Annotated in this window: 10 protein-coding genes; all 10 read left to right on the top strand. The window is 67.0% G+C overall.

Features of this window, described 5'->3' with window-relative positions:
- Positions 1-163: 163 nt before the first annotated feature.
- Positions 164-1,186 (top strand): ABC transporter permease, encoded by a 1,023-nt coding sequence (locus tag P0086_RS07955; protein ID WP_275784331.1) that lies wholly within the window; start codon positions 164-166, stop codon positions 1,184-1,186.
- A gap of 29 nt (positions 1,187-1,215) precedes the next feature.
- Positions 1,216-2,226: a substrate-binding domain-containing protein gene (locus P0086_RS07950; RefSeq protein WP_275784329.1), complete on the top strand. Its 1,011-nt coding sequence runs from the start codon at positions 1,216-1,218 to the stop codon at positions 2,224-2,226.
- A gap of 89 nt (positions 2,227-2,315) precedes the next feature.
- A complete protein-coding gene (locus P0086_RS07945; protein ID WP_275784326.1) occupies positions 2,316-3,869 on the top strand; it encodes a sugar ABC transporter ATP-binding protein in 1,554 nt (517 codons plus the stop codon).
- Positions 3,866-4,900, top strand: a complete 1,035-nt coding sequence (locus P0086_RS07940; RefSeq protein WP_148189145.1) for an ABC transporter permease — start codon at positions 3,866-3,868, stop codon at positions 4,898-4,900. The genes P0086_RS07945 and P0086_RS07940 overlap by 4 nt, the downstream gene beginning before the upstream one ends.
- A 23-nt stretch (positions 4,901-4,923) precedes the next feature.
- Positions 4,924-5,925, top strand: a complete 1,002-nt coding sequence (locus P0086_RS07935; RefSeq protein ID WP_275784321.1) for a dihydroxyacetone kinase subunit DhaK — start codon at positions 4,924-4,926, stop codon at positions 5,923-5,925.
- A 4-nt stretch (positions 5,926-5,929) separates the two neighbouring features.
- Positions 5,930-6,577: a dihydroxyacetone kinase subunit L gene (locus P0086_RS07930; protein WP_275784318.1), complete on the top strand. Its 648-nt coding sequence runs from the start codon at positions 5,930-5,932 to the stop codon at positions 6,575-6,577.
- Between the two features lie 35 nt (positions 6,578-6,612).
- On the top strand, positions 6,613-8,238 hold the full coding sequence (locus P0086_RS07925) for an FGGY-family carbohydrate kinase (RefSeq protein WP_275784316.1): 1,626 nt from the start codon (positions 6,613-6,615) through the stop codon (positions 8,236-8,238).
- A 106-nt stretch (positions 8,239-8,344) separates the two neighbouring features.
- On the top strand, positions 8,345-9,727 hold the full coding sequence (locus P0086_RS07920; RefSeq protein ID WP_275784446.1) for a sigma-54 dependent transcriptional regulator: 1,383 nt from the start codon (positions 8,345-8,347) through the stop codon (positions 9,725-9,727).
- On the top strand, positions 9,720-11,729 hold the full coding sequence (locus P0086_RS07915; RefSeq protein WP_275784312.1) for a cache domain-containing protein: 2,010 nt from the start codon (positions 9,720-9,722) through the stop codon (positions 11,727-11,729). The genes P0086_RS07920 and P0086_RS07915 overlap by 8 nt, the downstream gene beginning before the upstream one ends.
- A gap of 237 nt (positions 11,730-11,966) precedes the next feature.
- Positions 11,967-13,619 (top strand): OFA family MFS transporter, encoded by a 1,653-nt coding sequence (locus tag P0086_RS07910; protein ID WP_112610244.1) that lies wholly within the window; start codon positions 11,967-11,969, stop codon positions 13,617-13,619.
- The last annotated feature ends 127 nt before the right edge of the window (positions 13,620-13,746 follow it).

The raw sequence follows: 13,746 nt of genomic DNA, 5'->3' as shown, positions 1-13,746 counted from the left end.
CGAACAAGTTTACTAAACGATTTAGCCGATATTTGCGAGACCTAGGCCAAATCGGCGCGGTTCGCAACCGATTTGCCGCACAAACGGGGCTTGTCAGCGCAAATTTCCTTTGCTAGCGTTTTAGTGAAGCTAGACTTTGTTTAGTGAACGAATGGGAGGAATCATGCAAAAAACCGGCGCTCAGCTGGCGATGCTGCTTGTCATCAACGGCCTGTTGCTCGTTGCGGGCGGCCTGATCTCCGGCGGCTCGTTCCTCTCCATCTTCAATCTCCAGTCCATGGCGAGCCAGGTGCCGGAAATCGGCCTTCTGGCGATCGGCGTCATGCTGGCGATGTGCGCCGGCAATGGCGGCATCGACCTGTCGGGCATTGCGCTCGCCAACCTTTCGGGCGTGCTGTCTGCCGTGATCGTCTCGTCCTTCCTGTCGGCGGCGGAGAGCGGGGCGGCGTTCAGCCTCGCCTTCATCGCGGGCGCGCTCCTTGTCGGCCTTGCCGGCGGCGTCATCAACGGCCTGCTCATCTCGCGGCTCAACATCACGCCGATCCTCTGCACGCTCGGCACGCAGATGGCCTTCATGGGGCTTGCGGTCGTGGTCTCCGGCGGCAAGGCGGTGACGGTCGGCAGCCCGGCGCTGCTTTCCAGCATCGGCAACGACATGGTGGCCGCGGTGCCGATCAGCTTCCTCGTCTTCATGCTGGTCGCGGGCGTCGTCGCCGCGCTGCTGAAGTTCACGCCCTACGGCCTGTGGCTGATGCTGATGGGCACCAATCCCAAGGCCGCCGTCTATGCGGGCTTTCCCAGAAACGGCGTGATCGTCGCCACCTATGCGATCTCCGGCACGCTGTCGGGACTCGTCGGCGTCATCATCGCGGCGCGCAACGTCAACGTGAAGTTCGACTACGGCAGCTCCTACCTGCTCATCGCCATCCTCATCGCCGTGATGGCCGGCGTGAAGCCGGAGGGCGGCTACGGGCGCGTCGTCTGCGTCGTGCTCAGCGCGGTCGCCCTGCAGCTCATGTCCAGCCTGCTCAATTTCGGCGGTCTTTCCAATTTCGTGCGCGACTTCGCCTGGGGCCTGCTGCTGCTCGCGTTCCTGGCCGTCGGCCGCTTCGACATCGCCGGCTTCCTGTCCCCCGGACGCCGCGCGCAAACCCCTTCGGTGCCTGTCCCTCAAGCGCCGAAGTGAAACAGGAGGGAAAATTCGTGGAGGAAAACATGAAGTCATTTTCGAAGAAGGTACTGGCTGGAACCACGGTTGCAGCCGTCGCCCTCGCAGGCTCGATCGGTGTGCTGGCTGCCCAGGAAAAGCCGGTCATCGCCACCGTGGTCAAGATCAGCGGCATTCCGTGGTTCGACCGCATGAACACTGGCGTCGAGGCCTATCAGGAAGCCAATCCCGACGTCGTGGCAAGCCAGAGCGGCCCGGCGACGGCGGACTCCGCCCAGCAGCTGCAGATCGTCAACGACCTCGTCGCCAAGGGCGTCAACGCGCTTGCCGTGGTGCCGATGGACCCGGCCGTTCTCGAAGGCACGTTCCAGCGCGCGATGGATCGCGGCATCGTTGTCGTCACCCACGAAGCCGACAACCAGATGAATACGCTTGCCGACGTCGAGGCCTTCGACAACGCCGACTACGGCGCGGCCCTGAACGAGCGCCTGGCCGAATGCATGGGCAAGGAAGGCAAGTGGACGACCTTCGTCGGCTCGCTCGGCAGCCGCACGCACATGCAGTGGGTCGGCGCCGGCGAGGAGAACGCCAAGAAGTATCCCGGCATGGAACTCGTCGATCCGAACAACGAATCCTTCGACGACGCCAACGGCACCTATGAAAAGGCCAAGGAAATCCTGCGCAAGCACCCCGACATCAAGGGCTTCCAGACCTCGGCCGGCAACGACGTCCTCGGCGTCGGCCGCGCCATCGACGAAGCGGGCCTGAGCGGCAAGGTGTGCCTCGTCGGCACCGGCCTGCCGAACCCCTCGGCAGACCTTCTGGAGTCCGGCGCCATCACGGCCATCGGCTTCTGGGACCCGCAGAAGGCCGGCATGGCGATGAATGCCGTTGCCAAGCTGCTGCTGGAGAAGAAGGAAGTGACCGACGGCATGGACCTCGGCGTCGAGGGCTACAACAAGGTCTCGGTCAAGCAGGGCCCGGGCAAGGGCCTGCTGATCCTCGGCAACGGCATGGTTCTGGCCGACAAGGCGACCTACAAGGAACACCTGTTCTAATCCGCGAACCGTCAGCCGGCCGGGAGGCTCGCCTTCCGGCCGGATCCGTCTGGCGTGGCGACACGCCGGTCAGCATGAGGACAATTTCCGTGGCGGCACAAGCACACTCCGCGCAGCGATCGGCAGCGCTCCTTGAACTCAGGAACATCCAGAAATGGTTCGGCGGCGTCCATGCCCTGCGCGGCATCGACCTGACGCTCCAGCCGGGCGAGGCCTATCATCTTCTCGGTGAGAACGGTTGCGGCAAGAGCACCGTCATCAAGATCATGTCGGGCGCCCATGCGCCGACCTCGGGAGAAATCGTCCTCGGCGGCGAGACGTTTTCGTCCCTGACGCCGATCCAGTCGCTCGCCGCTGGCATCGAGACCGTCTACCAGGACCTGTCGCTGCTGCCCAATCTCACGGTCGCCGAGAATGTCGCGCTGAACGAGCAGCTGGTCGATGCCAATGGCCGCCTCGCGCGCCTCTTCGATCGCAAGCGGCTGAAGGAAACGGCCGAGCGGGCGCTGGCCACAGCCGGTCTGCCGACCGACCGCGCCTTCCTCAACACCATCGTCTCCGACCTGCCGCTCGCCGCCCGCCAGCTCGTCGCCATCGCGCGGGCCATTGCGACCCGGGCCAAGCTCGTCATCATGGACGAGCCGACCACCTCGCTGACCCGCCGCGAGGTCGACAATCTCATCCGCGTCGTCGAGCGCCTGCGCTCGGAAAACGTCGCCGTGCTCTTCGTCACGCACAAGCTGGACGAATGCTACCGCATCGGCGGCCATGCCGTCGTCTTCCGCGACGGCCAGTGCGTCGCGCAGGGCCCCATCGCGAACTACAGCAAGAAGCAGCTGGCCGAGCTGATGACCGGCCGCTCCATCGATGCGCAGCGCTATCGCACCGGCAGGCCGTCCGACACCGAACTCCTCAGGGTCGAGCGCCTCGCAGCCGACGGCGTCCGGGAGATGAGCTTTTCCGTCCGGAAGGGCGAGATCCTCGGCATCACCGGCCTTGCCGATTCCGGCCGCAACGAACTCGCCATGGCGCTGACAGGCGTCGCACCCGCGACCGGCGGCACGGTGATGCTCGACGGCAAGGCCGTTTCCGTGCGCTCGCCCGGCGAGGCCATCGCGCAGGGCATCGGCTATGTGCCGGAGGACCGGCTGGCCGAAGGCCTCTTCCTCGACAAGTCGATCTTCGAAAACGAGATCGCGCTCATCGTCTCGCGCCTTGCCAATGCGCTCGGCGTCGTCGACCGGGAGGAGGGGCGCAGGATCGCCGCCCGCCTCTCCGAGGAGATGCGGCTCAACACCAGGGATCTCGACCTGCCGGTCGGCGCGCTTTCGGGCGGCAACCAGCAGCGCGTGCTGATCGGCCGCTGGCTGAGCATCGCGCCGAAACTGCTCGTGCTTCACGGGCCGACCGTCGGCGTCGACGTCGGCTCCAAGGATACGATCTATCGCGTCATCCAGGCCCTCGCCGAAGCGGGCATGGGCCTCGTCATCGTCAGCGACGACCTGCCCGAGCTTCTGCAGAACGCCGACCGCATCCTCGTCATGAACGGTGGCCGGGCGGTCGCGGAAATGGACGCGGAGCAGGCAACCGAAGACCAGCTCTACAAGGCGATGCTGGCGACCACGACGGAGACTGTGCAATGAGCGCCTCACGAACCGATGAACTCCACGGCGCAGCCCTCCCGTCGCGTTCCTTCAGCTTCGGCGACCTCGTGCGCCGCCGCCCGGAGACGATCACCTTCCTTCTCCTTGTCGCGATCTGCGTCGGCGTCGCCATCGCCAACCCGGCCTTCCTGCAGCCTTCGACGCTCATCGACATCGGCCGCGCCAGCGTGGTCATGGGGCTCTTCGCGCTGGGCGTCTTCATCATCCTGGCGGCGGGCGGCATCGACGTGTCGTTCACGGCGATCGCAGCCTTCACCATGTATTCGATGACGGTGCTGGTGCAGAGCTACCTGCCGGGCCTGCCCATCGTCGTCGTCATCCTCATGGCAACGCTCGGCGGAGCGGCGCTCGGCATCATCAACGGCCTGCTCGTCCATCACCTGAAGGTGCCGTCGCTGATCGTCACCATCGGCACGCAGTATCTTTTCCGCGGCTTCCTGCTCTCCTTCATCGGCACGGTCTGGATCATGTCGCTGCCGCCGCAGATGGGCGCCTTCGGCCGCATGCCGCTCGTCCAGTTCGAAGCCGCCAACGGCGCGCTCATCACGCTGCCGTTCTATTTCCTCGTCCTGCCTGTGGCGGCCTTCGTCACCTGGTGGATCCTCAACCGCACCCTGATGGGCCGCGCCATCTTCGCCGTCGGCGGCAATGCCGACATCGCAAGCCGCCTCGGCTACAGTCTGCGCACCGTGCATGTCTTCCTGTTCGGCTATGCCGGCGCGCTCGCCGGTCTCGCCGGCATCATCCATGTCTGCGCCAACCGGCAGGCCAACCCCTTCGATCTGGTCGGCACCGAGATCAACGTCATCGCCGCCGTCGTACTCGGCGGGGCGCGCATCACCGGCGGCACCGGCACCGTTCTCGGCACCCTTCTGGGCGTGCTGCTGATCGTCGTGCTCAACAGCGTGCTCGTCATGGTCGGCATTCCCAGCACCTGGCAGCGTCTCGTCGTCGGCAGCTTCATCCTGCTCGCCGCCGCCTTCTTCGTCACGCGCCAGCGCAAGAAATAACCCCCACTCCCCGGAGGAGCCCAATGAAGAAATTCCTGAACGACCCCGTCAACTTCGTCGACGAGATGCTCGAAGGCATCTACAAGGCGCATCCCGCCGTCACCCATGCGGCCGGGGACCTGCGCTGCCTCGTGACGGCGAAGACCAAGCCCGGCAAGGTCGGCATCGCCACCGGCGGCGGCTCCGGCCATCTGCCGACGTTCCTCGGCTTCGTCGGCGACGGCATGCTGGACGGTGCGGCCGTCGGCGGCGTCTTCCAGTCGCCCAGCGCCGAGCAGATGTACCAGGTCACCAAGCATATCGATCAGGGCGCCGGCGTCCTCTACATCTACGGCAACTATACCGGCGACATCATCAACTTCGACATGGCCGCCGAACTTGCCGATCTGGACGGCATCGCCGTCAGGCAGGTCGTCGGCAACGACGACGTCGCCTCCTCGGTGGTCGGCGAGGAGCACAAGCGCCGCGGCGTCGCCGGCATCTTCTTCATCTACAAGACAGCCGGTGCGGCCGCCGCGGAAGGCCTCCCGCTCGACGAGGTCACGCGTCTTGCCGACAAGGCACGCCTGCGCACCCGCACGATGGGCGTTGCCCTTTCGAGCTGCGTCGTGCCGGAAATCGGCCATGCCACGTTCTCGATCGGCGAGGACGAGATGGAAATCGGCATGGGCATCCATGGCGAGCCGGGCATCAGCCGCAAGAAGCTGGCATCCGCCGATGCCGTCGTCGACGAGATGATGGGCCGCATCTTCGCCGAAACCGACTACAAGGCGGGCGACGATGTCGCCGTGCTGGTGAACGGCCTCGGCGGCACGCCGCTGGAAGAGCTCTATATCCTCTTCCGTCGGGTCTCGCAGCTCCTGGAGGCGCGTGGCGTCACCGCGAAACATGTCTGGGTCGGCGAATTTGCCACCTCGATGGAAATGGCCGGCGCCTCGATCTCGATCCTGCATCTCGACGAGGAACTGGATCGCCTCGTCGCCGCCCCGGCCAACACCCCCTTCTTCCAGCACGTGGCGGGGTGAAACGATGACCATGCAGACACTGAAGGCCGCAGATCTCATCGATCTCTTCAAGAGCTGGAAGGACCTCTTTGCCGAGCAGCGCGAGTTCCTCATCGCGCTCGACGGCAAGGTGGGCGACAGCGATCTCGGCATCACCATGAGCAAGTCCTTCGCCGCCGCCGCCGAGGCGCTGGAGGCCGAAGGCGAGGCGGCCGGCATCGCCAGGCTGCTGCGCACCGCTGGCGCCACGATGGCCCGCACCGCGCCCTCCACCATGGGAACGCTGACGGCAACCGGGTTCCTGCGCGCGAGCAAGGCCGTCGAAGGCAGGGACGCGTTGGAGACCGCCGACATGGCCGCCTTCTGGCGCGCCTATCGCGACGGCGTCGCCGAACGCGGCAAGGCGAAGGTCGGCGACAAGACGCTGCTCGACGTCCTCGACCCCATCGCGACGACGCTCGAGGCGCAGGCTTCCGCCGGCGCGCCGCTTTCCGACGCTCTGAAGGCGGCGGCGGATGCGGCGGAACAGGCGCTGGAAGCCACCAAGTCCATGCTCGCCCAACATGGCAAGGCGGCGGCATTCCAGGAAAAGACCGTCGGCCTGCAGGATGCCGGCGCGACGGTCGGCGCCTTCCTGATCCGCCGCATGGCGGACTTCGTGGCGAGCCGGTAGAACACGGTCGTCGAACCCTCCGAGAGTATGGCTCCATGATCCAGTCCCCGGACCGCAATGCCCGTTATGTCGTCGGTGTCGATGTCGGCACCGGCAGCGCGCGGGCCGGCCTGTTCGACCTTTCCGGCACGATGCTTGCGTCCGCCAGGCGGGACATTTCGCTGTTTCGCGAAGCGGGCGCAATCGTCGAGCAGTCGAGCACGGAAATCTGGGACGCGGTCTGCGCGAGTATCCGCGAGGCCGTGGCCGCGGCGGGCGTCGACCCGGACGCGGTGATCGGCCTCGGCTTCGATGCCACCTGTTCGCTCGTCGTGCTCGGCAAGGGCGCGGTGCCGCTTGCCGTCGGCCCTTCGGAAAAGCCGGAGCGCGACATCATCGTGTGGATGGACCACCGCGCCGTCGGCCAGGCGGAGCGGATCAACGCGATGGGCCACGAGGTGCTGCGCTATGTCGGCGGGCGCGTCTCGCCGGAAATGCAGACGCCGAAGCTGCTCTGGCTGAAGGAGAACCGGCCGCAGGTGTTTGCCGCTGCCTGGCAGTTCTTCGACCTGGCCGATTTCCTCACCTTCAAGGCGTCGGGCGACCTCGCGCGCTCGACCTGCACCGTCACCTGCAAATGGACCTACCTCGCGCACGAGAACCGGTGGGATCCCGGCTATTTCGAGAGGATCGGCCTTGGCGAGCTCGCCGCAGAGGGCTTCGGCCGCATCGGCACCCGCATCGTCGACCCCGGCACGCGACTGGGCCAGGGGCTGACGCCGGAAGCGGCGGCCGCGATGGGCTTGCGGCCCGGAACGGCCGTGGGCGCGGGCATGATCGACGCCCATGCCGGCGGCATCGGCACGGTCGGCATCGGCGGCCGGCCGACGGAAAACCTCGCCTATGTCTTCGGGACCTCGTCCTGCACGATGACCTCGACGAGAACGCCCGTCTTCGTGCCCGGTGTCTGGGGGCCGTACTACTCGGCGATGGTGCCCGGCCTGTGGCTCAACGAGGGCGGCCAGAGTGCGGCGGGGGCCGCGATCGATCAGCTGCTCGCCTTCCATCCCGCCGCGCCGGAGGCGGCAGCGCAGGCACAGGCGCGCGGCGTTCCGCTGCCCGTTCTCATGGCCGAGGCGGCCTCGGCCAGGGCCTCGTCGCCAACCGAGGCCGTCCGCCTCGCCGCCGGACTGCACGTGGTGCCCGAATTCCTCGGCAACCGCGCCCCCTTCGCCGATCCGCATGCAAGAGCCGTCATCGCCGGCCTTGGCATGGAACGGGACTTCGGCAGCCTCGTCGGGCTCTATATCGCCGGTCTCTGCGGTATCGGCTATGGATTGCGGCAGATCATCGAGACGCAGGCGCGCGAGGGCGCATCCGTCGAGCGCGTCGTGATCAGCGGCGGGGCGGGGCGGAGCGACATCGTGCGGCAGCTTCTTGCCGATACCTGCGGCAAGCCGGTCGTCGCACCGGGTGCGGAAGAACCGGTCCTGCTCGGCGCCGCCATTCTCGGCGCCGTCGCCTCCGGCTGCTTCGCCGATGTCGCTGCCGCCATGGCGGCGCTCAGCACCGTCGCTGCGACCTACGAGCCGGCGGGCGGCGAGATCGCGGACATCCACCAGCGGCGTTACCGCCACTTCGAGGCCCTCCAGCTCTCCATGCGCTCCGCAGTGGACGTCTGAAAGTCCTGCGCGTGTCGCCTGTCCGGCGCCGCCTTGTGCTTGCGGCGCAGGCTTCCTATGGTAGGTCAACAGAAGACTGACGCCGGGAGGAGGAGACCAGGTGCCGATTGAAGCCGTGGGCGCGCTGCGCGACACGTCCGCCGATCCGGAATTCGGCCCCTGGCTGGCGCAGGCATCCATTCTCGTCGTCGACGACGAGCCGGGGATGCGCAACTTCCTCATGCGCACGCTCGGGCCACGCTGCAAGCGGCTGGAACTGGCGGCCGATACGAACGAGGCCTCGCAGAAGCTCGATCAGCATCATTTCGACGTCGTCATCCTCGACAACATCATGCCGAAGAAGAACGGCGTCGAATGGCTCGCCGAGCAGCGTGCGATCGGCTTTTTCGCCGATGCCATCCTGATGACCGCCTATGCCGACCTTGAGACGGCGATCCAGGCTTTGCGTGCCGGCGCGGTCGATTTCATCCTCAAGCCCTTCCGTTCCAACCAGCTGCTCAACGCCGTGGCGCGCTGTCTCGATCGCATCCGCCTGCAGCGCGAGAACTACGTGCTGCGCCACGAACTGAAGGCGACATCCGACCATATCCTGCTGCGCGACCGGCTGATCGGCGAATCCGCCGCCATAGCCAGGGTGCGCGAGACGATCGCCCGCGTCGCGCCGCTGCCGACCTCCGTCCTGCTGACGGGGCAGTCCGGCACCGGCAAGGAAGTGGCGGCGCGTTCGCTGCACACGCTCTCCGACCGCTCCGCCAAGCCCTTCGTGCCGGTCAATTGCGGGGCGATCCCGCCCGACATGATCGAGAGCGAGCTGTTCGGCCATCTGAAGGGCGCCTTCACCGGCGCCGAGCGGGCGCGCGAGGGCCTGTTCCTGCACGCCCAGGGCGGCACGCTGTTCCTCGACGAGATCAGCGAGATGCCGCTCGCCACGCAGAGCAAGCTGCTGCGCGTGCTGGAGGACCGCAAGGTGCGGCCCGTCGGCTCCGAGCGCGAGGTGCCGGTCGATCTCCGTTTCATCTTCGCCACCAATGCCGAGCTGGAGAAGGAGGTGCGGGCCGGCCGCTTCCGCGCCGATCTCTTCTTCCGCATCAATGTGATGCAAATCCATCTTCCGCCGCTCAAGGAGCGGGACGGCGATTCGGTGGAGCTTGCGGCGCTCTTCATGAAGAAGCTCTCCGCGCAGCTCGCCATGCCGGCCGTCCCCATCGATGCGGCGGTGCGCCAGGCGCTGATGGCCCATGACTGGCCGGGCAACGTGCGCGAATTGCGCAATCTCGTCGAGCGGACGCTGATCCTCGGCCGCTTCCCCGAAGGCTTCGGCTCGAACGCGGCGCCGGCGGCCGGGGCGGGCGGGTTGCTGGCGGATGTGGAGCGCCGGCATATCCTGGCCGTGCTTGCCGCCTGCAACGGCCAGCGCGACGAGGCGGCCCGCCAGCTCGGTATTTCCCGCAAGACCATCGACCGGAAGCTGGCCGCCTGGGATGATTGACCGCAGCCGCACAATCCGCCCGGCGCGCTCGGTGCGCTACCGGCTGCTCGCCATCGCGCTGCTGCCCATGCTGGTCATCCTGCCGCTTCTGCTCGGCGTCACCGTCTATCGCTGGAACGAGAAGTTCGATGCCGCACTGATCTCCAAGGTCAATGGCGACCTGACCATCGCCCACCAGTACCTCGCCCATATCCTCGACAACACCGGCGAGCAGATCGCCGCCCTCGGCGGCTCGGTGCGCTTCCGCGATGCGGCCGACGACGCGGCCGGGCTCAAGGCCCTGCTCGACGCGGCGCGGGTGCGGCTGGAGCTCGATTTTCTGTATGTGATCGATCCGGACGGCGGGCTCGTCACATCCGTCACCGCCGAGACCGCGGCTTCCCTTCGCACCGACTGGCCCGTCATCCGCGACGCGCTCTCGGGCCGGTCTTCGACGGGCATCGACATTTTCGACGATGCCGACCTGAAGAACCTCTCTCCCGACCTTGCCGCCCGCGCGCGCCTGCCGCTCGTCCCGACGCCGAACGCGGTGCCGACGGAGCGCACGGAGGAGACGCGCGGCATGGTCGTGCAGAGCGCAAGCCCGGTGACGCTCGGCGGCGGGCGCAAGGCCGTGCTCGTCGGCGGCATCCTGCTCAACCAGAACCTCGTCTTCATCGATACGATCAACGATCTCGTCTACCGCGCGGCGAGCCTGCCGGAGGGCAGCCAGGGCACGGCGACGCTGTTTCTCGACGACGTGCGCATCAGCACGAACGTCCGCCTCTTCGAGGGCCGCCGGGCGCTCGGCACGCGCGTTTCCGCGGCGGTGCGCTCGGCGGTGTTCGGTGAGGGCAGGACCTGGCTCGACAGCGCCTTCGTCGTCAACGACTGGTACATTTCCGCCTACGAGCCGATCACCGACAGCCATGGCAAGCGGGTCGGCATGCTCTATGTCGGTTTCCTGGAGGCGCCCTTCACCGCGGCGAAGCACCAGACGGTGCTCACCATCGGCCTTGCCTTCCTGGCGATCACGGCGGCGAGCGTGCCGATCTTCCTGCGCTGGGCGCGCGGCATCTTCGAGCCGCTCGAGCGCGTCGACGCCACCATCGCCAAGGTCGAGAGCGGAAATCTCGGCGCGCGCACCGGCCCGGTCGACAGCCAGGACGAGATCGGCCGCGTCGCCGTGCATCTCGACGATCTCCTCGACCAACTGGAACGGAGCGATCGCCAGCTTCGAAGCTGGAACGAGGAGCTGAACGCCCGCGTCGACGAGCGCACCCGGGAGCTGCAGCTGGCCAACCGGCAGCTCGAGGCCACCACGAAGCAGCTCATCATGTCCGAAAAGCTCGCCGCCATCGGCGAGATCACCGCCGGCGTCGCCCATGAGATCAACAATCCCATCGCCGTCATGCAGGGCAACCTGGAGGTCATCCGCGCGGTGGTCGGCGACCGGGCCGAGCAGGCGAAGGTGGAATTCCAGCTTCTCGACGAGCAGATCCAGCGCATCAGCCAGATCGTCACGAAGCTCCTGCAGTTCGCCAGGCCGGAGGAATTCGCCGGCTTCGTCGATCGGCACGCGCCCGGCCCGGCGGTCGCCGATTGCCTGCCGCTCGTCCAGCACCTGCTGGCCCGGGCAGCGATCGACGTGCGGCTGGAGAACACGGCCGAGCGGCTGGTGCTGATGAACCGTACGGAGCTGCAGCAGGTCATCGTCAATCTCATGGTCAACGCCATCCATGCCATGCCCGACGGCGGCAGGCTCCGCATAGAGACGCGCGACAGCGACCGCGGCGGACGGCCGGGCGTCGCGATCGTCGTCAGTGACAGCGGTGTCGGCATGGACCCGGACGTGGCGGCAAAGGTGTTCGATCCGTTCTTCACCACCAAGCGGCAGCAGGGCACCGGCCTCGGCCTTTCCATCAGCCAGACGCTGGTGAGGCGGCAGGGCGGGACCATCTCTGTCGCAAGCCGGCCGGGCGAGGGCGCGACCTTCACCGTCTGGCTGCCCGAGGCGGCGTGAGCGGACAATCTGTCCGCCGCAGGGACAAAATGTCCTTCTTTCGCCTCGCCGTTTCCCTAAGCCGCTGATTTCAAAAGTCATACTCTTTGGCACGCACCTTGCAACGGCCCGCAGCGGGAGGTCCGGCGGCCTGCCGTCTGCATGGAGGATGCGGGCGGTTCGCCGGCTGCGGGGGCAATCGTTCCTCTCCCTGTCGCGACATCTGCGCATCCGGGGGATGCGCTGCGGAGGAGAAATATGACTGTATCGACCGAGACCTTTGCCGGCGGCTATTCCGGCAGCATCCTCGACCGGGAGCGCATCATCGCCAGGCCCGGCTTCAACCGCTGGCTCGTTCCGCCGGCCGCGCTCGCCATCCATCTGTGCATCGGCATGGCCTACGGCTTCAGCGTGTTCTGGCTGCCGTTGTCCAAGGCCATTCCGGGCGCTGCCGATGCGGCCTGCGCCGATCTCAACCTCATCTCCGCGCTCTTCACCACGAGCTGCAACTGGCGCGTGGCCGATCTCGGCTGGATCTATACGCTGTTCTTCGTGCTGCTCGGCTGTTCGGCGGCCATCTGGGGAGGCTGGCTGGAGCGCGTCGGCCCGCGCAAGGCCGGTTTCGTCTCCGCCTGCTGCTGGTGCGGCGGCATCGTCGTGGCGGCCATCGGCGTCGTCACGCACCAGCTCTGGCTGATGTGGATCGGCGCCGGTGTCATCGGCGGCATCGGCCTCGGGCTCGGCTATATCTCGCCGGTCTCCACGCTGATCAAGTGGTTCCCCGACCGGCGCGGCATGGCGACCGGCATGGCGATCATGGGCTTCGGCGGCGGTGCGATGATCGGTGCGCCGCTGGCCAACATCCTCATGAACATCTTCAAGACCGACACGACGGCCGGCGTCTGGCAGACCTTCCTCGTCATGGCCGCGATCTACTTCTGCTTCATGATGGGCGGTGCCTTCGGCTACCGCATCCCGCCGGCCGGCTGGCGGCCGGAAGGCTGGACGCCGCCGGCCTCCAAGTCGACGATGATCACCACCAAGCACGTCCACCTGCGCGACGCCCACAAGACGACGCAGTTCTGGCTGATCTGGCTAGTGCTCTGCCTCAACGTCTCCGCGGGGATCGGCGTCATCGGCATGGCCTCGCCGATGCTGCAGGAGATCTTCGGCGGTCGCCTCATCGGCCAGCCGGATCTCACCTTCAGCCAGCTCGACACCAGCCAGAAGGCGGCGATCGCCGCGATCGCGGCCGGCTTCACCGGCCTGCTGTCGCTGTTCAACATCGGCGGCCGCTTCTTCTGGGCCTCGCTCTCCGACAAGATCGGCCGCAAGAACACCTACTACACGTTCTTCGTCCTCGGCATCGTGCTCTACGCCCTGGCTCCGACCCTGGCGGACATGGGCAGCAAGGCGCTCTTCGTGCTGTCCTTCAGCATCATCCTGTCGATGTATGGCGGCGGCTTCTCCACCATCCCGGCCTACCTCGCCGACATCTTCGGCACGCAGTTCGTGGGCGCGATCCACGGCCGCCTGCTGACGGCCTGGGCGACCGCCGGCATCGTCGGCCCGGTCGTGGTGAACTACATCCGCGAGGCGCAGATTGCAGCCGGCGTCGAGCCGGGCCCCGCACTCTACACCGGCACGATGTACATCCTCGCCGGCATGCTGGCCCTGGGCTTCATCGCCAACCTCCTGGTGCGGCCGCTCTCCGACAAGTGGTTCATGTCGGACGAGGAGGTCGCCGCGCTGCAGGCCAAGACCGCCGCAGCCACGGCAGGCCCGACCGGCTCCTTCGGCATCGGCACGGGCGGCCTGGACGCCAAGGCGGCGCTCGCCTGGGCCGTCGTCGGCATCCCGCTCCTCTGGGGCATCTGGGTGACGCTGAAAAACACGGCCGCGCTGTTCTAGAAACCCGGACCCGCCTACCCGAGAGCCCCGGCCGACGCCGGGGCTTTTCACGTTCGGCCGCGGGCTGGTCGCGCCTGATAAGCAGGGCTGTAAGCTCCTACGGCGACCCTTGGCTCGCTTGTGCAAA

Source organism: Mycoplana sp. MJR14 (assembly GCF_029210525.1).
Lineage (GTDB): Bacteria > Pseudomonadota > Alphaproteobacteria > Rhizobiales > Rhizobiaceae > Mycoplana.
This window is presented reverse-complemented; position numbering and strand designations above follow the sequence as displayed.